22 protein-coding genes are annotated in these 22856 nt (G+C 70.6%); 11 read left to right on the forward strand and 11 right to left on the reverse strand.

Going from position 1 to position 22856, the window contains the following annotated elements:
* Positions 1-27: 27 nt before the first annotated feature.
* Positions 28-1230 (forward strand): adenylate/guanylate cyclase domain-containing protein, encoded by a 1203-nt coding sequence (locus PQI07_RS33690; RefSeq protein ID WP_274929034.1) that lies wholly within the window; start codon positions 28-30, stop codon positions 1228-1230.
* Positions 1231-1286: 56 nt separating this feature from the next.
* Here the strand turns inward: PQI07_RS33690 and PQI07_RS33695 are convergent, their stop codons facing one another.
* Together PQI07_RS33695 and eno are read right to left on the reverse strand one after the other, a co-directional pair.
* Entirely contained in the window at positions 1287-1691 is a 405-nt protein-coding gene (locus tag PQI07_RS33695; RefSeq protein ID WP_274929154.1) for a DUF3574 domain-containing protein, read from the reverse strand.
* Positions 1688-2977 (reverse strand): phosphopyruvate hydratase, encoded by a 1290-nt coding sequence (gene eno / locus PQI07_RS33700; protein ID WP_043356273.1) that lies wholly within the window; start codon positions 2975-2977, stop codon positions 1688-1690. Before eno ends, PQI07_RS33695 begins: the two co-directional genes overlap by 4 nt.
* A gap of 194 nt (positions 2978-3171) precedes the next feature.
* On the opposite strand from eno, the gene queF reads away from it, so the two are divergent.
* Positions 3172-3624, forward strand: coding sequence for a preQ(1) synthase (gene queF / locus PQI07_RS33705; protein WP_043386379.1), 453 nt, complete (start codon positions 3172-3174; stop codon positions 3622-3624).
* Between the two features lie 64 nt (positions 3625-3688).
* On the opposite strand, the gene PQI07_RS33710 is transcribed toward queF, so the two are convergent.
* Positions 3689-4030: a hypothetical protein gene (locus tag PQI07_RS33710; protein WP_043386320.1), complete on the reverse strand. Its 342-nt coding sequence runs from the start codon at positions 4028-4030 to the stop codon at positions 3689-3691.
* A gap of 327 nt (positions 4031-4357) precedes the next feature.
* Between PQI07_RS33710 and PQI07_RS33715 the strand changes: the two genes are divergently transcribed.
* Entirely contained in the window at positions 4358-5032 is a 675-nt protein-coding gene (locus PQI07_RS33715) for a class I SAM-dependent methyltransferase (protein ID WP_274929035.1), read from the forward strand.
* Between the two features lie 5 nt (positions 5033-5037).
* On the opposite strand, the gene kdsA is transcribed toward PQI07_RS33715, so the two are convergent.
* Entirely contained in the window at positions 5038-5892 is an 855-nt protein-coding gene (gene kdsA, locus PQI07_RS33720; protein WP_274929036.1) for a 3-deoxy-8-phosphooctulonate synthase, read from the reverse strand.
* 10 nt (positions 5893-5902) lie between these two features.
* On the reverse strand, positions 5903-6391 hold the full coding sequence (locus PQI07_RS33725; RefSeq protein ID WP_274929037.1) for a hypothetical protein: 489 nt from the start codon (positions 6389-6391) through the stop codon (positions 5903-5905).
* Between the two features lie 173 nt (positions 6392-6564).
* Between PQI07_RS33725 and PQI07_RS33730 the strand changes: the two genes are divergently transcribed.
* Positions 6565-7575 (forward strand): alpha/beta fold hydrolase, encoded by a 1011-nt coding sequence (locus PQI07_RS33730; protein WP_274929038.1) that lies wholly within the window; start codon positions 6565-6567, stop codon positions 7573-7575.
* 188 nt (positions 7576-7763) lie between these two features.
* Here the strand turns inward: PQI07_RS33730 and PQI07_RS33735 are convergent, their stop codons facing one another.
* The gene (locus PQI07_RS33735; protein WP_043350578.1) at positions 7764-8939 is read right to left on the reverse strand and encodes an amidinotransferase; all 1176 of its coding nucleotides are present in this window, start codon (positions 8937-8939) and stop codon (positions 7764-7766) included.
* Positions 8940-9148: 209 nt separating this feature from the next.
* On the opposite strand from PQI07_RS33735, the gene PQI07_RS33740 reads away from it, so the two are divergent.
* The 6 genes from PQI07_RS33740 to PQI07_RS33765 all read left to right on the forward strand — a co-directional run bounded on the left by PQI07_RS33740 (position 9149) and on the right by PQI07_RS33765 (position 15563).
* Positions 9149-10261 (forward strand): flippase-like domain-containing protein, encoded by a 1113-nt coding sequence (locus tag PQI07_RS33740; protein WP_043350577.1) that lies wholly within the window; start codon positions 9149-9151, stop codon positions 10259-10261.
* Entirely contained in the window at positions 10252-10905 is a 654-nt protein-coding gene (locus tag PQI07_RS33745; protein ID WP_043350575.1) for an MlaC/ttg2D family ABC transporter substrate-binding protein, read from the forward strand. The genes PQI07_RS33740 and PQI07_RS33745 overlap by 10 nt, the downstream gene beginning before the upstream one ends.
* 87 nt (positions 10906-10992) lie before the next feature.
* The gene (gene hpnI, locus PQI07_RS33750) at positions 10993-12201 is read left to right on the forward strand and encodes a bacteriohopanetetrol glucosamine biosynthesis glycosyltransferase HpnI (protein WP_274929039.1); all 1209 of its coding nucleotides are present in this window, start codon (positions 10993-10995) and stop codon (positions 12199-12201) included.
* A gap of 57 nt (positions 12202-12258) precedes the next feature.
* The gene (gene hpnJ / locus PQI07_RS33755) at positions 12259-13692 is read left to right on the forward strand and encodes a hopanoid biosynthesis associated radical SAM protein HpnJ (RefSeq protein ID WP_043386333.1); all 1434 of its coding nucleotides are present in this window, start codon (positions 12259-12261) and stop codon (positions 13690-13692) included.
* Positions 13693-13812: 120 nt separating this feature from the next.
* Positions 13813-14655, forward strand: coding sequence for a hopanoid biosynthesis-associated protein HpnK (hpnK, locus tag PQI07_RS33760; protein WP_274929040.1), 843 nt, complete (start codon positions 13813-13815; stop codon positions 14653-14655).
* A 32-nt stretch (positions 14656-14687) separates the two neighbouring features.
* Positions 14688-15563 (forward strand): bifunctional helix-turn-helix transcriptional regulator/GNAT family N-acetyltransferase, encoded by an 876-nt coding sequence (locus PQI07_RS33765; RefSeq protein ID WP_274929041.1) that lies wholly within the window; start codon positions 14688-14690, stop codon positions 15561-15563.
* 48 nt (positions 15564-15611) lie between these two features.
* On the opposite strand, the gene PQI07_RS33770 is transcribed toward PQI07_RS33765, so the two are convergent.
* The gene (locus PQI07_RS33770; protein WP_043386381.1) at positions 15612-18278 is read right to left on the reverse strand and encodes an MMPL family transporter; all 2667 of its coding nucleotides are present in this window, start codon (positions 18276-18278) and stop codon (positions 15612-15614) included.
* 620 nt (positions 18279-18898) lie between these two features.
* Here PQI07_RS33770 and hpnH point away from each other — a divergent pair.
* Positions 18899-20062 carry an adenosyl-hopene transferase HpnH gene (gene hpnH, locus PQI07_RS33775; protein WP_043386340.1) on the forward strand — a complete coding sequence of 388 codons (1164 nt, stop codon included), beginning with the start codon at positions 18899-18901 and terminating at the stop codon, positions 20060-20062.
* Between the two features lie 78 nt (positions 20063-20140).
* On the opposite strand, the gene PQI07_RS33780 is transcribed toward hpnH, so the two are convergent.
* Genes PQI07_RS33780 through PQI07_RS33795 form a run of 4 tightly spaced genes read right to left on the reverse strand, consistent with a single transcriptional unit; the run spans position 20141 to position 22848 of the window.
* Positions 20141-20761: a GNAT family N-acetyltransferase gene (locus PQI07_RS33780; protein WP_053610576.1), complete on the reverse strand. Its 621-nt coding sequence runs from the start codon at positions 20759-20761 to the stop codon at positions 20141-20143.
* A 34-nt stretch (positions 20762-20795) separates the two neighbouring features.
* Complete coding sequence (locus PQI07_RS33785; protein ID WP_274929042.1) at positions 20796-21578, reverse strand: hypothetical protein; 783 nt, start codon at positions 21576-21578, stop codon at positions 20796-20798.
* Positions 21579-21601: 23 nt separating this feature from the next.
* Positions 21602-21802, reverse strand: coding sequence for a hypothetical protein (locus PQI07_RS33790; RefSeq protein WP_043350558.1), 201 nt, complete (start codon positions 21800-21802; stop codon positions 21602-21604).
* Positions 21799-22848, reverse strand: a complete 1050-nt coding sequence (locus PQI07_RS33795; RefSeq protein ID WP_274929043.1) for a hydantoinase/oxoprolinase family protein — start codon at positions 22846-22848, stop codon at positions 21799-21801. The genes PQI07_RS33790 and PQI07_RS33795 overlap by 4 nt, the downstream gene beginning before the upstream one ends.
* Positions 22849-22856: the final 8 nt, after the last annotated feature.

The following is a 22856-nucleotide window of genomic DNA, read 5'->3' on the forward strand; positions in this document are numbered from 1 at the left end:
CGGCACGGACAGGGGCGAGGCTGAGGGATGGACCTGACGCATCTGGGACGCTGGGTCGCCGCGCACGCAACGGCGACCGACGACCACGACAGCCTGCTCTCCGGATTCTGCGAGGCGCTGGTCGGCGCGGGCATCCCCGTCTGGCGGGTCAGCGTCATGGCCCCGGCCCTCGATCCGACCCTGCGCGGCGTCAGCCTGAACTGGCACGCGGGCGAGGGGCTGTCCTTCGTGGCCAACGCCCACGGTGCCGACGAGGAGAGCGACTGGCTCCTGAGCCCCGTCTACGCGCTGGTGGAGAAGGGCGAGACCTTCGGCCGCTGGCGCCTCGACGCGCCCGAGCTGGAGACGGACTTTCCGGTCCTGAAGGCCCTCGGGGCACAGGGCGGCGTCGATTACGTGCTGCACATCGTCGAGTTTGCGCCCGGCACCGCGCTGCGCGGCATCGCGGTGTCGTTCTGCACCCGCGGCGCCGGCGGCTTCACCGAGGCGCACCTGTCGGCCATCGCCGACGTCCTGCCGTTCCTGACGCTGGCAATCGCCAAGATGAGCTTGGCCCACACGTTCCGCGAGGTGTCGGCGACCTATCTCGGCCGTTCCACCGCCGAGCGGGTGCTCGACGGCCAGATCCGGCGCGGCGAGGGGCGGGCCATTCCGGCCGCCATCCTGCTGACGGACCTGCGCGGCTTCACGGCGCTGGCCGACCGGGTCGATCCGGCCGACATGGTCACGTGGCTCAACGAGCATTTCGACGCGCTGGGCGACCCGGTGGCGCGGCACGGCGGCGAGATCCTGAAATTCCTGGGTGACGGGTTCCTGGCCATCTTCCCGGTGCCGGACGCCGACACCCTCCCCTGCCCGGTCTGCGGCGGCGCCCTGGATGCCGCGACCGAGGGGCTCGCCGCCAACGCGGCGCTCAACGACCGCCGCCGCGCCGCGGGTCTGCCGGAGCTGCCGGCCGAGTGCGTGGTGCATTTCGGGACGGTCATCTACGGCAATGTCGGGACCGAGCGGCGCCTCGACTTCACGATCATCGGGCCGGCGGTCAACGAGGCCAGCCGGATCGAGAGCCAGTGCGCGGCCCTCGGCCATGCGCTCCTGGTCTCGGATTCCTTCGCCGAGCGGTGCGCCCGGCGGCTGGAGCCTGTCGGGACGATCGAGTTGCGGGGCCTGTCGCGGCCGATGCGGGTCTGGACCGTGCCGGCGGAGCCGTCCGATGCCGCGTCGGCCTGAGGCGGCGCAGGCTGCGGGGCCCGGAAGACCGGCCTCCCCCCGTCCTGCCGCCGCCCTCAGAACAGCGCACAGCTCCGCTGCAGCACCAGCCCGACGGCGCCCTGGGCGAAGTGCTCCCGGTACTCTTCCTGGATGCTGCGCAGGGCCGCGACCGCCTCGGGCGTCGCCCCGGTGACGATGAGGACGATGCGGGCAGCCTCATGCACGCGCCGTCCGTCCGGCCCGCGCCACTGGCCCCGGCCGGAGAACACCGTCAGCCCGTCCGGGAAGCGGGGGGTGATCCGCTCGGCCAGGAACCGGTCGAAGGCCCGCTGCGGGATGAGGCCGCCATCCGGCCGCGACAGGCCGAACAGCAGTTGCGCGCTGAGCGTCGGACGTGCGCCGTCGCAGAGCGGGTCGGCACAGGCTGGGCCGGCCGCTCCGAGGGTGAGCAGGCCGGTCAGCAGGATCCGCCGGATCAGCGCCGGGCGAGCTGCTTGAGCGCCGCCGGGCCGGCATAGAGCGCCTGCGGGCCCAGGCCTTCCTCGATGCGGATCAGCTGGTTGTACTTGGCCAGTCTGTCCGAGCGGGCGAGCGAGCCGGTCTTGATCTGCCCGCAATTGGTGGCGACCGCGAGGTCGGCGATGGTCGAATCCTCGGTCTCGCCGGAACGGTGCGACATCACCGCGGTGTAGCCGGCGCGCTGGGCCATATCGACCGCCGCCAGGGTCTCGGTGAGCGAGCCGATCTGGTTGACCTTGATCAGGATCGAGTTGGCCGTGCCCTCTGCGATGCCGCGGGACAGGCGCTCGACGTTGGTGACGAACAGGTCGTCGCCCACGAGCTGGCACTGCGCGCCGATCTTGTCGGTCAGGAGCTTCCAGCCGGCCCAGTCGTCCTCCGACATGCCATCCTCGATGGAGACGATCGGATAGGTGGCGACGAGCTGCGCGAGGTAATCGACCTGCGCCTCGATGGTGCGGGTCTTCCCCTCGCCCTCGTAGGCGTAGGCGCCGTCCTTGAAGAACTCGGTGGCGGCGCAGTCGAGCGCCAGGGCCATGTCCTGGCCGGGCTTGAAGCCGGCGGCGCTGATCGCCTCCATCACGAAGTCGAGAGCGGCTTCGGCGGATGGCAGGTTCGGAGCGAAGCCGCCTTCGTCGCCGACATTAGTGTTGTGGCCGGCCTTCTTCAGCTTGCCCTTGAGGGTGTGGAACACCTCGGAGCCCATGCGCACGGCCTCGGCGAGCGAATCGGCGCCCACCGGCATGATCATGAATTCCTGGAAGTCGATCGGGTTGTCGGCATGCGCCCCGCCGTTGATGATGTTCATCATCGGCACCGGCAGCACCCGGCCCTGCACGCCGCCGACGTAGCGGTAGAGCGGCAGGCCGGACGCCTCGGCCGCGGCCTTCGCCACCGCCAGCGAGACGCCCAGGATCGCGTTGGCACCGAGCCGCGCCTTGTTGGGCGTGCCGTCGAGCTCGATCATCGCCTCGTCGACCGCGACCTGATCCTCGGCCTCCATGCCGCCGATCGCGTCGAGGATCTCGGTCTGCGCCGCCTCGACCGCCTTGAGGACGCCCTTGCCGAGGAACCGGTTCTTGTCGCCGTCGCGCAGCTCCACGGCCTCGTGGGCGCCGGTGGAGGCGCCCGACGGCACCGCGGCGCGGCCGAAGGAGCCGTCCTCCAGGATGACGTCGACTTCGACCGTGGGGTTGCCGCGGCTGTCGAGAATCTCGCGGGCGCTGATATTGGTGATCGCGGTCATGGAACGTCCTCTCGCGGGGGCCGCGGGTCGGTGGCCGCGCCCAAATCAGAGGGTGCGGCGCATCGCGGCGGCTTATCCGTCAAGCGGCGGCCGGCGGCAAGCGTCGGGACGGGCGGCGCACAGCCCGGTCCACCCGGGAAAGCGTCGCGGATCAGACAGATGCGCGCGGCGCCGACAGGCTTTATATGCCCGCCATGACCTCCGCCAACGACCTCCAGCTCGGCCAGCCGACGCCCTTCCCCACCTCCCCCGAGGAGGCGCGACTCGACCGGGTCCCGAACCCGCACGCGGACACCGACTACGTCGCCCGGTTCACCGCGCCCGAATTCACCTCGATCTGCCCGGTCACCGGGCAGCCGGATTTCGCGATCCTGGTGATCGACTACGTGCCCGGCGACTGGCTCGTGGAGTCGAAGTCGCTGAAGCTCTACCTCGGCTCATTCCGCAACCACGGCGCGTTCCACGAGGATTGCACCGTGGCGATCGGCAAGCGGCTGCGCGACCTCCTGGAGCCGCGCTACCTGCGCATCGGCGGCTTCTGGTATCCCCGCGGCGGCATCCCGATCGACGTGTTCTGGCAGACGGGCGAGCTGCCGAAGAACGCGTGGCTGCCGGATCCGGGTGTGCCGCCCTACCGCGGACGCTGACCGGCCAAACGAAAAGGGCGACCGGCTCGCGCCGGTCGCCCCCGATCCATCCGGATCTCAGATCTCAGTAGCCGTAGCCGTAGTAGCCGTAGCCCGGAGCCGCGTAGCCGTAGCCGCCGCCGTAGACCGGGGCGTAGCCGTAGCCGTAGGACGGGGCGTAGCCGTAGCCACCGCCGTAGTAGCTGTCGCGGGCCGCGCCCGCGGCGATCGCACCGGCGGCGAGGCCGGCGATGCCTAGGCCGATGGCGGCACCGGTGCCGATGCCGCGGCGGCCGCGGTAGTAGCCGTGGCCGTAGCCGCCGTAACCGCCATGGTAGCCCCACGGACGCGCCTCGGCGCCCGTCGTGGCGGCAACGCTGCCAATGGCCATGGCGGCGGCGGTGGCGATGATACCGATCTTGCGCATAGTGTTCCTTCTCGATCCTCGATCGAACATGCCCGATAACGTTGTCGCCCCGATACCGTTCCAGATCTCGCCCGGAGTTTTGGTGCGTATGCGCACACAGTCGGGATCCTGAACCGTTGTTCATCGGCGCTCGCGCCGCCGTGATTGCGGTCAAGCTTGAGCGTTCGCCTGTGGAGCACGCCCGAACTCTTGCGAAGAGCCTGGCGCGGCCGGCGACGGTGGCCGCTGGGGCCCGAGGGCGGCGCATTGGCGATCGGCCGGGCCTGGCGGCGGAAATCCGCCCTTCTCCGGGGCGGTCGTGCTACGGCTCCGTTCGGAGGACCGACGATGGATGCCTGGACCCTGATCCGCGACAGCTTCGCGCCCCTGCCCGGCAAGCGGATCCTCGACATCGGCTGCGGGCCCGGGGCGCTCGCGCGCCGGCTGGTTGACGCCGGCGCGGCGGTCACCGGCATCGACCCCGGTGGGGCGGCGCTCGCCCGGGCGCGGGAGACCGTGCCGGAGGCGCGCTTCGAATCCGCGACCGGCGAGGCCCTGCCCTTCCCCGATGCCGGCTTCGACGGCGTCGTGATGCTGAACGCCCTGCACCACGTGCCGGACCCGGCGGCCGCCCTCGCCGAGGCGGCGCGCGTGCTGGTCCCGGGCGGCCGGCTCGTCGTGGTGGAGCCCCTGGCGGAGGGCAGCTTCTTCGACGCCCTGCGGCCGATCGAGGACGAGACGGCGGTCCGGGCCGCGGCCCAGGCGGCCATCGCCGACGCCCTGGCCCGCCGCGCCTACGCGTGCCGCCGCGACGTGACCGTCGAGCGGCGGGAGCACTTCGAGTCCCTCGACGCCTTCCTCGCCCGCGTCAGCGCCGTGGACCCGGCCCGCGCCGCGACCATCCGGGACCGGCGCCCCGTGATCGCGGAGGCTTTCCACAAGGCGGCCGCGCGCGAGGCGGACGGGCGGTTCGGCCTCGTCCAGCCCCTGCGGATCCACGTGCTGGAGCCGGAGGCCGCCTGAGCCGCTCAGGCGGTCCCGCGCTTGGCGAGGCGGTCGAAGGCGAGGAGTTCCTCGAGCAGCGCCGGCAGGTCCTTCAGCGCCACCATGTTGGGGCCGTCCGAGGGGGCCCGGTCCGGGTCGGGATGCGTCTCGATGAACACGCCCGCCACGCCCACCGCCACGGCGGCGCGGGCGAGGACGGCGACGAATTCCCGCTGGCCGCCGGAACTCGCCCCCTGGCCGCCGGGCTGCTGCACCGAGTGGGTGGCGTCGAACACCACCGGCGCGCCCTGCGTGACCTGCGCCATGATCGGCAGGCTGCGCATGTCCGAGACCAGGGTGTTGTAGCCGAAGGAGGCGCCGCGCTCGGTGACGATGACGTTGGGATTGCCGGCCTCCGTCACCTTGGCGGCGACGTGCTTCATGTCCCAGGGCGCCAGGAACTGACCCTTCTTGATGTTGACCGCCCGGCCGGTCGCGGCCGCGGCCAGCAGCAGATCGGTCTGGCGGCACAGGAAGGCGGGGATCTGGAGCACGTCCACCGCCTCGGCGGCGGGGGCGCATTGCTCGGCGGCGTGCACGTCGGTCAGCACCGGCAGCCCGAGGGTTTCGCGGATCTCGGCGAAGACCGGGAGCGCCCCGTCGAGGCCGATGCCCCGGGCGGCGCTGCCGGAGGTGCGGTTGGCCTTGTCGAAGGAGGTCTTGAACACGAGACCGACGCCGAGGCCCGCGGCCATCTCCTTGAGGGCGGCGGCGATCTCCAGGGCGTGCTGGCGCCCTTCGAGCTGGCATGGGCCGGCGATCAGCGTCAGCGGCAGGTGGTTGGCGAAGCGGACGCCGCCGACTTGGACGACGGGGCCGGGTGTCTCGATCTGCGACATGCGGGCCGGTCTAGCCCGCGCGGCGGATCCGCGAAAGCCCGGGCCTGTGGGCCATCCGGCAGACGGTGAGGTCGTCCCTCAGGCCATCGGTCCGGGGCCCGGTCTCGCACAGCATCAGGATCGGGCCGATGCCGCCCCGGCGCGGGGCCTGCGCCAGAAGGCTGGCCTGGTGGAGGTTGAGCGCCAGAACCTCGGCCGAGGCGGCGTCAGCCCCGGCCAGCGCCCGCGCCGCGCGGCCGATCAGGATGAAGTAGCCCGGGGGCGGCTCGCGATCGAGGGACGCCACGGTGAGCCTGGCGGGGGCGCGGCAATCGAGGCTCATCCGCTCGGCATCCTGCGCCCGGAATACCGCGACGGGGCCCGTCCGACCGGCCAGGGAGGCTCCGGTCGCGCGGATCACCGTCGCGGCGAGCGTGTCGCAGGCGTCGGCGGCGCGGGCTGGTGCGGATCCGAGACTGAACACGCCGACGAGGACAATGAGAGCGGAGAGGCGCAGCATGGGGAAATCCGCGGCAGGACAGATCGGCATGCAGCAGATAGCGCGGGTTGCCCGAGCCGCGTAGCCGCGGCGCGACAAATGCCGACTGCGCATGGACAGGGCATCCCGGATGTCCGATCTGAGCGGGCGGCGCGGCGCCGCACGCCGCTCGCAGATCAGGCTCCGTCGCGGCCATGCTTCGAACCGTCCTCGCCTCCGCCCTCCTGGCCCTGGCGCTGCCCGGCGTCGTCTCCGCGGAGCCGCAACCGCAGCCGACCTATGGGTCTGAACTCGAGGGCTTCGCCTACCCGTTTCCGGTGGAGCGGTTCCTGTTCACCTCGCAGCGCCAGCCGCTGCAGATGGCCTATCTCGACGTCCGACCGGCGACGCCGAACGGCCGCACCGCCGTGCTGCTGCACGGCAAGAACTTCTGCGCGGCCACCTGGGAGAGCCAGATCCGCGCGCTCAGCGCCGCCGGGTACCGGGTGATCGCGCCGGACCAGATCGGCTTCTGCAAGTCGAGCAAGCCGGCGGCCTACCAGTTCACCTTCCGGCAGCTCGCCGAGAACACCCACGCCCTCCTGGCCAAGCTCGGGATCGAGCGCCCGGTCCTGGTCGGCCATTCCACGGGCGGCATGCTGGCCGCCCATTACGCCCTGCTCTACCCCAAGGCGGTGGAGCAGCTCGTGCTGGTCAACCCGATCGGCCTGGAGGACTGGGCCGCCAAGGGCGTGCCGCCGACCTCGGTGGAGCACTGGTACGAGCGCGAGCTGAAGGTGACGGCGGATTCGATCCGGGCCTACGAGACGGCGACCTACTATGCCGGCCAGTGGGAGCCCCGCTACGAGCCGTGGGTGACGATGCTGGCGGGTCTCAACGGCGGCACCGGCAAGGAGGCGGTCGCCTGGGACTCGGCGCTCCTCTACGACATGATCGTCACCGAGCCGGTGGTCTACCGGTTCCCGCAGATCGCGGTTCCGACCCTGCTGATGATCGGCCAGAAGGACAACACGGCGATCGGCAAGGACCTCGCCCCGCCGGAGGTGCGGGGCCGGCTCGGGAACTACCCGGAGCTCGGCAAGGCGGCCGCCCAGGCGATCCCGGGGGCCAGGCTCGTGGAGTTCCCGGCCCTGGGCCACGCGCCGCAGATGTCCGACCCCGAGGGATTCAACGCGGCGCTGATCAAGGGGATGTCCGCGCCGTGAAAGTCCGGTCGTCTGCGTGCCGGCGCGGATGCATCTGACGGCGTGCTCGACCGGCCAATCCCGTCCTCGATCTCATCCTGGGGTGCCGAGCGATCGTTGATCGCCCGCCGCCTCAGGATGCGGGGCGTGGTTCGGATCTCCGGCGATCGCCGACGACCGGCGATGACGGTCGTCGGCGTGGACCGGTCCTAGAAGTACGACTTCAGCACGCCGCGGCGGCGGACGTCGAGGGTCGCGCAGTGGAACGAGCCGCCGAACGGGCCGTAGCTGAGGAACGGCGCCGGGATCGGGTCGAAGCCCCAATCCTTCAGAGCCTTGATCAGCGTCGGCTGGCTCTGGTCGACGACGATCTTCTTCTCGGTGATCGCCAGGACGTTGATCGAGGTCCAGGGCGAGCACATCGAGATCTTGCTCATGAAGCCCTCGACCGGGTCGGGGCGCGGGGCGATCAGCACGTCCCACTTCTTGAGCACGGCCGGCAGCTTCTCGACGTCGACGTAGTCCGGGTTCACCAGCACCTTGCCGGGGGCCAGCGGCATGAACGACGAGTCGATGTGCATCGGCTGCGGGCAGCGGCTCTCGATCTCGTGGATGCGGAAGCCCGGGCCGAGGTGGCGGCGCAGCCACTCGATGCCCATCAGGTTCGTCACGTTGGAGCGGGTGACGAACAGGTCGCGGCCGCAGCGGACGAAGTCGGCGGCGTCGAAGACCGGCTCGAACTCGTTCACCGTGAACTGCATGGGCTCGCCGGCCTTCAGGTTCGGCACCCGGTAATCGTAGTTGTAGAGGTCGTCCGTGAGCTGCGGCCGCGGGGCCGAGGTCCAGCGGGCGCCGGCGCGGAAGTATTCCTTGAACAGCGACCGGTAGGCGTCGCCCTCGAAGTAGCGCGAGCGCCAGCACATCGGGCTCTCGATGATCTCGTCGCCGATGACGAGATACGGGTCGCGCGGGCAGGCCACGCAGAAGCCCCGGGAGGACCAGCGCGGGGCCTTGAACTTCTTGGAGAAGTCCACCGCGTCCGGGCGGCGGACCTTCACGCCCTCGCCGGCCAGGATGGTGATGAAGTTGTCGAGCTCGGCCTGGGCGAGCTTCTTCATGAACTTCGGATACTTCCACCCGCTCGCCAGCCGGTAGAACGGCTGCGCGGCGCGCGGCAGGTTGAAGATCACCGTGAGGTGATGGGTCGGGATCGTGGCGCCGTCGAGGGAGCCGACGATCACCTCCTCCAGCGGATCCCACTCGTTCCAGGCCATGACCGGGGACTGGGGGGCCGGGACACCCGGTTCCATTCTGCCCGTAAGGCCGCCGGCATGCGTTTCGTCGGTCACGGCCTCGAGGGCCGTGATCGGTGATTCGCGCTCCATGACGTGTGCCCCTTCTGCGACGTGCCGCGGCCTTCTGCGTAGGCGCTCAAGCCCCGCGCCGCTTTGGCACCCGGTGTGTCAAACGGGTGATAGACACCGCTAATCCGTGCTGCAACGTGACAGAAACGTTCCCGGGCCGACGGACCTATTTCTGCCGCGACCGTGACCGATTTCCCGCATCAAGCCTTTTGCGAGCTTGAAAGACGACAATGAAGCGCCTCACGACCCTGGCCTCGATCGCCGGTCTGTGCACGGTCGTCGGCCTGTTCATGTCCTCCGGACTGGAGGATGTGTCGGCCGCCGTCGTGAGCGCCGGCTGGGGCGCCGCCCTGGTGGTGCTCGCCCGCATCGTGGCCGTCGCCTGGGCGGGGCTCGGCTGGTACGTGGTCTTTCCGCGGGCCGCGGCCAAGCTCGCCGACTGCGTGTCCCTCCGCTTCGTCCGTGAGGGCATCAACACGCTGCTGCCCGTTGCCACCGTCGGCGGCGACTTCGTCGGCGCGCGCCTCCTGTCGAAGCGCAACGTCCCTGGCGCGCTCGCGGGCGCCAGCATGTTCGTCGATCTGATGACCCAGGCGCTGACACAGCTCCTGTTCACCGTGGTCGGCCTCGCCCTGCTGGTCCTGATCTCCGGCGACGGCCCGATCGCCCACACGGTCGAGGGCGGCCTGGCCCTGGCGGTCCCGGCCCTCGGCGCCTTCTACCTGATCCAGCGGCGGGCCGGGCACCGCCTGATCCAGGGGCTGCTCAGCCGCTTCGCCTCGGGGCGCGAATGGCGCGCCTTCGGCGCGATCGACCAGCTGTACGACAGCCTGCGCCGGCTCTACGGCAACCACGGGCGTTTCGCGCTGGCTCTGGCGGTGCACCTCGCCGGCTGGGTGATCGGAACGCTGGAGGTCTACGTCTGCCTGCGCTTCATGGGCTATCCCATCGATTTCGCGCAGGCGCTGATGATCGAGAGCCTCGCCCAGGCGGTGCGCGGCGCGGCCTTCGCGGTGCCCGGTGCCCTCGGCGCGCAGGAGGGCGGCCTGATCGCCCTGTGCGGCCTGTTCGATATCCCGGCCGAGGCGGCGCTCGCCCTCTCCCTGGTCAAGCGCTTCGCCGATCTCGGCGTCGGGCTCCCGAGCCTCCTGCTCTGGCACCGGATCGAGTCCAAGCTCCGGTCCGAGGCGCCCGAGGAGGAGGAGCGCGAGCCGGTGCCGGAGGCCGGACGCAAGGCCAAGAGGATCGCGCCGCCCGCGACGCTGGGGCCGTTCTACAGCTACGCCCCGCCGCGCATGGGATCGCGGCTCGGTGACGGCGAGGAGTTGAAGAAGTGCGCCTGACCCGCCGGCTCGCGGCCGCCCTCGTCGCCGCTCCCTTGAGCACCGTTCCCTCGATCACCGTTCCCTTGGCCCTGCCCCTGCTCGCCGCGGGTCCCGCCTGGGCTGCCGACGAGGCCGCCGTTCAGACCGTGCGCGACCTCTACGCCGCCTTCGCGGCGGCGCTGAAGGATGGCCCGAGCCCCCTGCCGGCGCGGGTCGAGGCCGTCGGGCCGGCGATCGAGAAGGCGTTCGATTTTCCCGCCATGACCCGCATCGCCGTGGGCTCGAAATGGTCGAGCTTCACCCCGGAGCAGCAGGCGGCGGTGATCGACGCCTTCAAGCGCAGCCTGACCGTCACCTACGCCAACCGGCTGGCCCGCGCCGCCGGCGGCAAGTTCGAGGTGACCCCGAAGATCGAGGAGCGCGGCGCCCAGCGCGTGGTGCCGACCCGCGTCACCGCAGCGGATGGCGACGATTCCGCCGTGGACTTCGTGGTCAACGCCGACAACCGCATCCAGGACGTGCTGCTCAACGGCGATGTCAGCGAGATCGCCGCGCAGCGCAACGCCCTGTCGGCGCCGCTGAAATCCGGGGGGGCCGACGGCGTCGTGAAGTTCCTCCGGGCGCGGGCCGACGGCATGCTCGCCGCGAAGCCGACGCCGTGAGCGTCGTCTCCGCCAGTGCCGACCTGAACCGGCCGTTCGCGGCCTTCGCCGCCTGAGGCGGCCGGACGACCGCACGGATCCGACCGGATGGATGTCTCTTCGCTGGCGCTGCTCGGCCTCTCGTGGCTTTCGCTGCTCTGCCTGATCCTGGCGGCGGCGGGCTGCGTCTACGGCTTGGCCGCCGCCGTCTGCGCCGGCCGCTACGCGGCGCGCCGCCCCCCGGTGCTTGCCGGCGGTGCGGCCCGGCCTTCCGTGACCGTCCTCAAGCCGCTCTGCGGTCTCGAGCCGAACCTCTACGCGAATCTCGAGACCGTGCTGCGCCAGGACTATGCCGGACCGGTCCAGATCCTGTTCGGCGTCCAGAGGACCACCGATCCGGCGATCGGCGTGGTGGAGCGGCTGCAGCAGGCCTATCCCGATGCCCGCATCGACCTCGTGATCGACAGTCGCCAGCACGGCTCGAACCGGAAGGTCTCGAACCTGATCAACATGGCCGAGGCCATCGCCCACGACGTGGTGGTGTTGGCCGACAGCGACATGGTGGTCGGCCCCGACTATCTGGAGCGCCTCGTGGCGGAGCTGTCGCAGGACGGCGTCACCGGCGTCACCTGCCTGTATCACGGCGTGCCCGCTTATCGCGGCCTCTACGACCAGCTCTCGACGCTCGCGATCGACACGCAGTTCCTGCCCAACGTGGTGATGGGCCTGAGCCTCGGATTGGCGAAGCCCTGCTTCGGCTCCACCGTGGCCTTCACCCGGGCGAGCCTTGAGGCGGTGGGGGGCTTCCGCACCTTCCGCAACGATCTCGCGGACGATTACGCCATCGGCGCCGCCCTGCGCGGCCTCGGGGGCCGTGTGGCGATCCCCAGCTTCACTATCGGCCATACCAGCGTCGACACCGACCTCGCCGGCCTGTGGCGGCACGAGCTGCGCTGGAACCGCACCATCCGCACCGTCGATCCGGCCGGCTATGCCGGCTCGATCGTCACCCACGCCTTCCCCCTCGCCCTGCTGGGCGCCCTCCTGCCCGGCGCCGGCACCGGCGCGCTCTGGGTCGCCGCTGCGGCGCTGGCGAGTCGGGTCCTGCTCTGTCGGCAACTGGAGCGTGCCTTCGGCTTGGCTCCGCACCCCTACGGACTGTTGCCGATGCGCGACATCCTCTCCTTCCTGAACTTCTCCTGGGCCTTCGTGTCGGGGGCGGTGACATGGAAAGGTCACGATTATCACGTGGTTGCGGATGGCACCCTGATCCCGGACGCCGAACTCGGCCGCGATGCCGGCGCGCCCACCCGCTGATCCCGGCTTTCGCTTCCTTCCCCCTCCCCCCGGCATTGCCCTGAGGCCTTGAACCCCATGCGCACGCTCTTCCTCCAGGCCCCCACCTTCGACGGTTTCGACGGCGGTGCCGGCTCCCGCTATCAAGCCAAGCGCGAGATCAAGTCGTTCTGGTACCCGACCTGGCTGGCCCAGCCGGCCGCCCTGGTGCCGAACTCGAAGCTGATCGACGCGCCGCCGCACAACATCAAGCTTCCCGAGATCGTGGCCCAGGCCAACGATTTCGACCTCGTCGTGCTCCACACCTCGGTGCCGTCGTTCAAGTCCGACGTGAAGACGATCGAGGCGCTGAAGGCCGCCAACCCGAAGCTGATCGCCGGCCTGATCGGCGCCAAGGTCGCGGTCGACGCCGCCGGCGCTATGGCCCAGGCCCCGGTGGTCGATTTCTGCGCCCGCAACGAGTTCGACTTCACCGTCAAGGAAGTCGCCGAGGGCGTCCCGATGTCGGAGATCAAGGGCCTGTCCTATCGCGACGCCAACGGTGTCGTGGTCCATAACGAGGACCGCGAGATCATGACCGACATGGACCAGCTGCCCTTCGTCACCAGCGTCTACAAGCGCGACCTGGAGATGGAGAAGTACTTCATCGGCTACCTGAAGCACCCCTACATCTCGTTCTACTCCGGCCGGGGCTGCAAGAGCCGCTGCACCTTCTGCCTCTGGCCGCAGACGGTCGGCGGCCACACCTACCGCACCCGCTCGGTCGCCCACGTGATCGAAGAGATCAAGTACTGCCTGAAGGAGTTCCCGCAGACCAAGGAGTTCTTCTTCGACGACGACACCTTCACCGACAACCTCCCGCGCGCCGAGGAGATCGCCCGCGAGCTCGGCAAGCTCGGCGTCACGTGGTCGTGCAACGCCAAGGCGAACGTGCCGCGCGAGACCCTGAAGGTGCTCAAGGAGAACGGCCTGCGCCTGCTGCTGGTCGGCTACGAGTCCGGCAACCAGACCATCCTGCACAACATCAAGAAGGGCATGCGGGTCGAGGTCGCCGAGAAGTTCACCAAGGATTGCCACGACCTGGGCATCGCCATCCACGGCACCTTCATCCTCGGCCTGCCGGGCGAGACCAAGGAGACGATCCAGGAGACGATCGCCTTCGCCAAGCGGATCAACCCGCACACGATCCAGGTCTCCCTGGCCGCGCCCTACCCGGGCACGTTCCTGTACAAGCAGGCGGTGGAGAACGGCTGGCTCGACATCGAGAACGCCGAACTCGTCGACGAGAACGGCGTGCAGGTCGCGCCGCTGCACTACCCGCACCTCTCGCACACCGAGATCTTCACCTCGGTCGAGGAGTTCTACAAGAAGTTCTACTTCCGGGCGCCGAAGATCGCCTCGATCGTGAGCGAGATGGTGCGCTCGCCCGACATGATGAAGCGCCGCCTGCGCGAGGGCGTCGAGTTCTACCGCTTCCTCAAGGAGCGTCAGGGCACCGCCAAGGCGGCTTAAGTCAGGGGTCCGGGGCCTACGGCCCCGGCGGGGAGCGGGGCAGAGCCCCGTCCCCTACCCAGGGCTCCGCCCTGGACCCGCGAGAGGGCACGCCCTCTCGACACCCGTTACGAGGTTTGCGTGAAGCGTCTGGTCGTCACCGCGGACGATTTCGGGCTGAGCCCCGAGGTCAACGAGGCCGTCGAGCAGGCCCATCGCGACGGGATCCTCACGGCGGCGAGCCTGATGGTCTCGGCGCCGGCCGCCGCCGACGCGGTGGCGCGGGCCCGGCGGATGCCGTCCCTGCGGGTCGGGCTGCACCTCGTCCTCGTCGAGGCGTGGCCCACCCTCCCCGCCGTGGACCTGCCCGACCTGACCGACGCGGCCGGCCTGATGCGCGCCGACATGGGGCGCCTCGGCCTCGACTTCGCCCGCAAGCCCGCCGCCCGGCGGCAGCTCGTGGCCGAGATCCGCGCCCAATTCGAGGCCTACCGGGCGACCGGCCTGCCGCTGGACCATGTCAACGCCCACAAGCATTTCCACGTCCATCCGCTGATCGCGGGCGCGGTGCTACGCATCGGCCGCGACTTCGGCATGCGCGCCCTGCGGGTGCCCCGGGAGCCGCGGGAGATCCTGCGCCGCGCCGAGCCCGGAGCGCGGCCGCGGGCCGCCCTCGACATCGCCCCCTGGGCGGCGCTGCTCGCCGTGCGCGCCCGTCAGGCCGGGCTGCTGATCCCCGACCGCACCCTCGGCCTGGCCTGGTCCGGCGCCATGACACCGGTGCGCGTCGCGGCGCTGCTGGCCCAGCTCCCCGACGGCCTGACCGAACTCTACACCCATCCGGCCACCGGCGGCGGCTTCCCGGGCGAGGCGCCGGGCTACCGCTATGCCGACGAGCGCGATGCGCTGACCGCCCCCGCCTCCCGCGCGGCAGCCGAAGCCTCGGGCGCGATCCGCGGCGGCTTCTCCGACTTCCTCACTTGACCAGCGCCGATATCTGACTTTAGTCAGATAAAATGACGTCCGCCGAGATCGCCCGTGTCCGCCGGTTCGCCCGTGCCGTCACCGCCGAGGTCGGTGCGCTCGACTCCTCGTTCCTCGGCCGGGGCCGTCCCCTGGGGGCCGCACGCGTCCTGAACGCGATCGGGGCCGGGCGCACGGAGGTCGGCGCGATCCGCACCTATCTCGGCCTCGATTCCGGCCTGATGAGCCGTCTCCTGCGGGGCCTGGAGGAGGAGGGACTGGTCGCGACGGCGCCGCATCCCGCGGATGCCCGTCGCCGGATCGCGTCGCTGACCGAGGCCGGGCGGAGCGAGTTCGCGGCCTACGAGGCGCTGTCGGATGCCCGCGCCGTCGCCCTGCTGGAGCGCGCGCCGCAGGTGGACGCGCTCCTGCACGCCATGGACCGGGTCGCCCTGGTTCTCGGCCACGACGCCATCGCCATCACGGAGACTGATCCGACCGGCGCGGCGTCCCGCGCCTGCCTCGACGCCTACTACGCCGAGCTGGCCAGCCGATTCGCCGGCGGGTTCGACGTCGCCCGGTCGCGCGACCCAGAGGCCGCCGCCATGGTGCGCCCACGCGGCGTGTTCCTGCTCGCGAGCGGCGACGGCCTGCCGGTCGGATGCGTCGGGCTCAAGGGGAACGGCGGCGCGGTCGCGGAGATCAAGCGGCTCTGGATCGATCCCGCGGCCCGCGGGCTGGGCCTTGCCAAGCGGCTGATGCAGGCGGCCGAGGTGGCCGCCCGCGACCTCGGGATTCGGACGCTGCGGCTCGACACCAACAGTGCCCTCCCCGAGGCCCTGACGCTCTACCGGCGATCGGGCTGGGTGGAGATCGACCGGTTCAATGACGACCCCTACCCGGACCATTTCTTCGAGAAGGCCCTCTGAGGCCTTCCGTAGCGCCGGCCGCGACCGGCCGGCGCGACTCGGCCCGTCCTATTTGGCCGGCACCGGATCCTGGTGCGGGGCGGTCTTGCGCAGGGCCGCGCCGGCCGCCTTCTCGGCTTCCGGACGGTCATCGTCGGGCTGCGCCGGCGGCTCACCGAGGGTTGCCGGCACGACGAAGAACGCCGCCACCAGGGTGAAGAACAGCGACAGCGCCAGCAGCTTGCCCATGCTCGCCGTGCCCGGATGGCTCGACAAGACCAGCGATCCGAAGGCGCTGCCGGTGGTCAGCGCGGAGAAGAAGATCGCCCGGGTCAGGCTGGAGGCGAGCATGTCGGTCACGCCCGCCCGCCACGCGATCACGTAGTAGATGTGGAACGCCACGCCGACCGCGAGCATCAGCGGCAGGGCGATGATGTTGGCGAAGTTCAGCGGCATGCCGACGATGCGCATCGCCATGAGCGTCCAGAGGGTCGCGATCACCAGCGGGCCGAGGGTCATCGCCACGTCCCAGGGTTTCCGCAGGGCGACCGACAGGATGACGAAGATCAGCACGAAGGCCGTCACCGCCGCCTGCACGAAGGCGCCCAGAATCGTGTAGCTCGACTGCGTCGTGGCCACGGGCGCACCGGTGGCGTGCGGGGCGACCTTCAGGACCTCGTCCGAGAAGCGGCGCAGCACCGTGTCGTCGTTCGAATCACCCTTGGGGTGGACCTCGATGCGCGCACGCCCGTCCGCCGCCACCCAGTCGGCCTTGAGCTGCGGCGGCAGATTCTCCAGCGTGATCTTCTCGGGATGCAGCAGGTCGCGCAGGCGCGCCAGCAGCGGCACGAGGTCCTTGGTCAGCGCCACCGAAGCCGCCTCGCGCATCTGCACCGGGCCGGCGGCGAGCTTGTCGAGGGTGCCGGCGAGGCGCTTGGCCTCCTGGGCGCCCTTCGCGTCGCCCTTGGCGTCGGTCGAGAGGCCGTTGAGCGCCGCGGCGGCGTCCTTGAGCGCCTTGACGTTGTCGGCGTCGGTCGGCGGCGGCGGCCTGCGGCCGGGATTGAGCACCGGGTCGAGGAGCTGGGCCGTATCGGCGACCTGGGCCAGCTTCTTGTCCTGGTCGCGCGGGACGAACGTGTCGATGCTGTTGACCGAGGCGGTGACCGGAAGGGCCAGAAGCGTCTTCGACAGCGCCGGGACTGCGTCGACGCTCGGCGCCAGCACGTCGATGAAGTTCGGGCTGGTCTCGGGATTCTTGATCAGGTCCAGATAGGTCGCGATGGACTGCGTCTTGGGGCTGCGCAGGTGCATCGGGTTCGAGTCGAACGGCAGGTGCCAGAGCAGCGGCGCCCCGGCCAGGGTCACGAGGCCTACGCCGATCAGGATCGGCTTGCGGTGCTGGATGATCCACGGATCGACGCCGACGAGCCAGTTGGTCTGCACCGCCGCCTTCTCGCCCACGGGCTTGAACACCGCGATCAGCGCGGGCAGCAGCGTCAGGGAGAACAGGAAGGCCACGACCATGCCAACGCCGGCGATCAGGCCGAGCTCAGACACGCCCCGGAAGGCCGTGGGCAGGAAGGCGAAGAAGCCCGCGACCAGCGACACCGCGGCGAGCGTCAGCGACCAGCCGACCCCGCGCGCGGCGGCGCGGATCGCGCTCTCCAGGGTCGGCTGCTCGTAGCGGTCCGCCCGGTAGCGCACCGAGAACTGGATGCCGAAATCGATGCCGAGCCCGACGAACAGGGCCGCGAAGGCCACCGAGATCGGGTTCAGCTCCTTGACCATGACGAGGCCCAGGGCGGCCGTGACCACGAGACCCGCGAAGGTGGTGATGATCACCGCGCCGACGAGCTTGCCCGAGCGCAGGGCCAGCCACAGGAACAGCACGATCGCGCCGACGATGATGCTGTTGTTGAGGCCCGCATCCTCCGACAGCGTCGCGAACTCCTCGTCCGCCACCGCCACCGTGCCGGTCAGACGCATGCGCAGGCCGTTCTGCCCGTCGATCCCGAGATCCTTCGCGACGTTGCGGATCAGCTTGGTCGCCTGGTAGCCGGGCTCCAGGGCGTTGAAGTCGAGGACCGGCTGGATCACCACGAACTTCATCTTGTCGGTGACGCTGGTCTGGCCCCCCGACAGCAGCTCCTGCCACGACATCCGCGCCGGCTTGCCGGCCAGCACCTTCTGCAGCGTGTCGTCGATCTGCCCCATGGGCTTCTCGAGATCTTCGAGCTTGGCGTCGCCGGTCTTCACGCCGCGGGCGCCCAGCGTCAGCACCCGCATCACGCCCCGCAGGGACGGATCGGCGGCGAGCGGCCCGAGCAGGCCCTGCTGCTGGGTCAGCGCTTCGAGGGTCTTGTCGAGGTCCGCCTGCGACATCAGCAGCAGGCCGTTCTTGTTGAAGAACGGGCCGCCATCGGGCCGGTAGACCGTCTCGATCAGGTTCTTGTGGGCGGTCAGCGCCTTGGCGAGGTTGGCGGCCGCCTCCTCGGTCTCCTCGGGCGTCTCGCCGTTGATCACCGCGACGATCGTGTTGCTGCGCTGCGGGAACGCCTTCTCGAAATTGATCTCGTCCTGCCGCCACGGCTCCTTCGGGTCGATCAGCCGCTCGACATCCGTGTTGATTCGGAACAGGTGTGCCGCGACCCCGAGGCTCGCGACCGTGACGAACGCCGTGAAGGCGATCACGATCCACCGATACCGCACCGAGAACGCGACGAGACTTTCGATCACGAGCACCCTGCCTGTTCGCATCGGACGCGCCCCATGCGCGACCGGCTCCTGTCATTCGTCCGGTCCAGACCCCGCCCACCGACACGGACGGGCCCCGGTCTCCGCCGGCCGATCGCGCCGCGATCCGGTCGGGTGCGCATCGGGTTCGAGGAACGCCGCACTGCCCGTTCTGGCCACGCCGTGCGCGTCCAGGACCCGACTCCGCCCGATGATGCGGTCCGCGGTCGGGTCACCCGCCGCGGGCCGGGACTTGCATCGCGGCCACGAGGCTCAGTAAAGAGGGCGATGCCAGATTGCAACGCGGCCGCTGTGGCGCGCGTCCCGCGCCTGTCCGTGTGCGCTAGCGCACGGCGATCCTGGCGCGGCCACCAGAATCTTGGGATTCCGGTCGTATTGCCGACGCAATGCACGTGCTGTCCTCAACGATCGGACGTCTCCGCCCACGGATCCCGCGGGAGCGGTGCGTGTGGCGCCGTTGCGTCAGGAGCAGGATAAGATGTCATGACCTCGCCGAAACGGGGTCGTTTCAGATTAGTTCCAAGCTAGATCGCTGGAATTCGAGATTTTTTCGCGTTAAGCACCCCAATGCCCCGGGGTCGACGAAGTAAGGAGCCGCAATCTTGGGTATCCCCCTCCGGTACGTCGCGAAGATCGGCGGCTACATCCTGAAGCAGCACCTCACGGGCCGCAAGCGCTACCCGCTTGTGATGATGATGGAACCGCTGTTCCGCTGTAACCTGGCCTGCGCCGGCTGCGGCAAGATCGACTATCCGGACGAGATCCTGAACAAGCGCCTGCCGGTCGCCGACGCCCTCGAATCGGTGCGCGAGTGTGGCGCTCCGGTGGTGGTGATCGCCGGCGGCGAGCCGCTCCTGCACAAGGATCTGCCGCAGATCGTCGAGGGCATCATCGCCCAGAAGAAGTTCGCGATCGTCTGCACGAACGCGCTGCTCCTCGAGAAGAAGATCAAGGAGTACAAGCCGAGCCCGTACTTCACGTGGTCGATCCATCTGGACGGCGACAAGGAGATGCACGACCAGTCGGTGTGCCAGCGCGGCGTCTACGACAAGGCCGTGGCGGCGATCGCGAAGGCCAAGGAGATGGGCTTCCGCGTCACCATCAACTGCACCTTCTTCAACAATTCCCAGCCGGAGAAGATCGCCGACTTCTTCGACAGCGTGACCCGGATGGGCATCGACGGCATCACCGTCTCCCCCGGCTACGCCTACGAGCGCGCCCCCGACCAGAAGCACTTCCTGAACCGCAAGGCGACGAAGGACCTGTTCCGCGGCGTGTTCCGGCACGGCAAGGAGAAGGGCCGCGAGAAGTGGACCTTCCAGCAGTCGGGCCTGTTCCTCGACTTCCTGGCCGGCAACCAGACCTACCACTGCACCCCGTGGGGCAACCCGACCCGCACCGTGTTCGGCTGGCAGAAGCCCTGCTACCTGCTCGGCGAGGGCTACGCGGCGACCTTCAAGGAGCTGATGGAGACCACCGACTGGGATTCCTACGGCACCGGCAATTACGAGAAGTGCGCCGACTGCATGGTCCACTCGGGCTACGAGGCCTCTTCGGTGGTCGATTCGGTCCGCAAGCCCTGGAAGCCGCTGGTGCACGCGATCCGCGGCATCAAGACCGACGGTGCGATGGCCCCCGAGGTCAGCCTGGAGAACCAGCGCCCGGCCGAGTTCGTGTTCTCGCGCAACGTCGCGCAGAAGCTGTCCGAGATCAAAGCGGCCGGCGTCGACACGAAGCAGGAAGCCCGCAAGCGCACCGCCGCCTGACCGGCCCGAACGATTGACGACACGAGACCCACGGCCGCGAAGCCGCGGGTCTTTTGGTTTCCGCATCTCCGTGTCGCGTCAGCCGAGCCGCGGCACGTGCGGGGCGCAGGCGCGCGGCAGGGTCCCGTCGAGCCGCGGATCGGGCGCGACCTCGACATGGACCGCGAAGGGGACGAAGCCGGAGCGCCGGTAGAAGGCGAGCGCGCCGGGATGGTCCAGGGTGCAGGTATGCACCCAGAACCGCGTGATCGGACGCGCCCAGGCCCGGCCGATCGCCGCGTTCATCAGCGTGCGGCCGATCCCGGTTCCGACCGCGTCCCCGGTCAGTCCGAGAAAGACCAGCTCGCAGGTGCCGGGCCTGCGGAAATCGAGTTCCAGCATGCCGACGTTCCGCCCGTCCCGCCGGAGCGCGAAGATCTCGACGTCCCCGTCGGCCAGGATCGCCGCCAGCGCCCCGTCCGCCAGTGTGAGCCGCGAGAACCAGAGCCAGTCGGCGCCGACCTCCCGGAACAGGGTCCGGTAGGTCTCCGGGTCGGTACGCGCCAGGGGCTCGAGGGCGAGCCCCGGCGGGAACGGCCGTCCGGGACGCGGGGGCGGCGGGCGGAGCATCTCCAGGCTGGTGACGATGGTGGCGAGATGGCCCGGCGGCACCGCCGCGTAGCCCGGGGTGAGGGTCGGGATCCCCGTATCCGGCAGCATGAATCTCCTCCGCTGTCGCGTCGGCGCGGCTCGGTCACGCGGCCCGCGGGCGGCGCCGCGCGACGAGCCACGGCAGCACGCAGAGCGCCGAGACCGCGATGGACACGGCGTAGGCCGCGACCGGGTCGATTCGCCCGAGCAGCAGGTGGACGCAGACATAGAAGGCGAGCACGCCGAACGCGCCCTGGGCGCTGCCGCGCACCACGTCGAGGGCGGCGCCGACACCGTCCTGAACCCGGGCGAAGACGATCAGCGGCCAGGAGATGATCGGGATCGGCGCCAGGACGCCGCTCAGGCCGGAGCCGAGATGCGGCGCCAGCGTCGAGACCAGCAGGACAAGGGCCGTGGCGGCGGCGAGCCGGGCCGGCATGTCCCAGCGCGGCGGGCGCGACCGGCGGACCGGCGCCTCGGTCCCCGTGCGCGGCCGGCACAGGGCGACCACCAGCGCCATCGCCGGTAGGTCGATCGCCGTGGCGAGCCACAGGTCGGGCTGGAGGAGTCCGTGCAGCAGGGCGCCGCCGAGGATGAAGGCCGCCAGAGCGAGGAGGATGGCGGCGAGGATCCCCATCCGTGGCGCGGAGACGGCGTAGGCGAGATAGCTGGCCGTGACCGCGCCCAGCCCCTCCACCGAGCCGATCGCGGCGTCGGCGGCGAAACGCTCGCCCTGCTCGGCGGCGAGGTAGATCGAGATCGGCGCCGAGGTGAGCGGCAGCCCCGAGAGCAGGCCGCCGACGAGGCTGCCCCACCGCCGCGCCGCCGCCGAGACGGCCCACATCAGCGTCGGCGTGACGATGATCTTGGCGGCGATCAGGCTCATGGCGATCCGAACGGCCCGCGGCGTCAGGCCGCCTGGGGCGGCCCGTCATCCTCCGGGTCGGCCGGCGAGTTGAGGATGTCGTCCAGCTCGTCGACCAGCCGGTCGATCTGGTCCTCGGTGGCGAGCACCTTCAGAACCTCCCCGGATTCCGTCTCCACGGCCAATTCGATATGCGGCCCCACCCGGGCCGTCAGGATCCGGGCCAGGATCTTGATTGCACTCATGCGACTGCCTCCTCCGCGGCGATGAGGCCGACCGCCACCGCCGGTCCACAGGTCGAGATCCCGTCGCGCGCGCCGGCGATCCGGTCCGCAAGCAGCGCCACCAGCGGCGTCGCCGGCCGGCCGAGCCGCTCCGCGAGGCGGGCGCCCACGAAGGCGCCGGCGCCGCACAGGACGAGGGGCGCGTCCGCGCCGAGATCGGGCCGGCTGAGGAGGTCCGCCGCCGCGTCGTGGAGCAGGCGCAGCTGCGCCTCGGCGAAGTGGGCGGCGAGCGCCGTCCAGGCCGAGGCGGGCGCCTCCGCCCGGTCGCGCCCGACGATCCGGGCGAGCCGGGTCTCGCTCTCGGCGACCGTCTTGCCCTTGCGGTCGCCGCTCGGCTGCTGGTCGGCGCCTTCGGGGAGCAGGCCGAGGATGCGGTAGACGTCCGCCATGTGGGCGAAGGTCTCGGTCATCAGCCGGGTCCGGCGGCCCGCGAAGGGGGCGTGGCTGGACAGCGCGATCACCGGCGTGCGTACCGCGCCGGTATAGACGAGCTCGCCGGTCTCCAGCCGCTCGGCATCGCTGTAGCCGGTCGCGGCCGGCCGCCCGCCCACGATGGGAATCAGGTCGGCGGTGGTCGAGCCGATATCGATCAGGAGCGCGTCCGGGACGACCCGGCCGGCGAGGGCCGCGGTGGCGTGCCAGTTGGCCGAAGCCACGTCCGCCGACAGGGAGGCGGCCGCCTCCGGAACGACGAAGCCGGAGCGGCCGGCATAGATCCGCACGGTTCCGGCAAGGTGCGATTCGGCCCATCCGGACAGGGCCGCGACGCCGTCGCGCCGGTCGGCGAAGCAATCGGTCAGTTCGCCCGTCATGGTCACGGCGTGCAGGGCCGCGCCGCGGGCCCAGTCGGGGGCGGCCTCCAGCGCCCGGTCGAGGGCCGGCAGGCCCTGCCAGAGCGGGCACGGCACCTGGGCGGCGGCCACGACGCGGCCGTCCTCCACCAGGGCGACCTTGACGTGGACCCCGCCGAGGTCCCACCCGATCGTCATTGGGTTTGATGAGCGCATGGGACCGC

The organism is Methylobacterium sp. 092160098-2, from assembly GCF_028920805.1.
Classification (GTDB): Bacteria; Pseudomonadota; Alphaproteobacteria; order Rhizobiales; family Beijerinckiaceae; genus Methylobacterium; species Methylobacterium fujisawaense.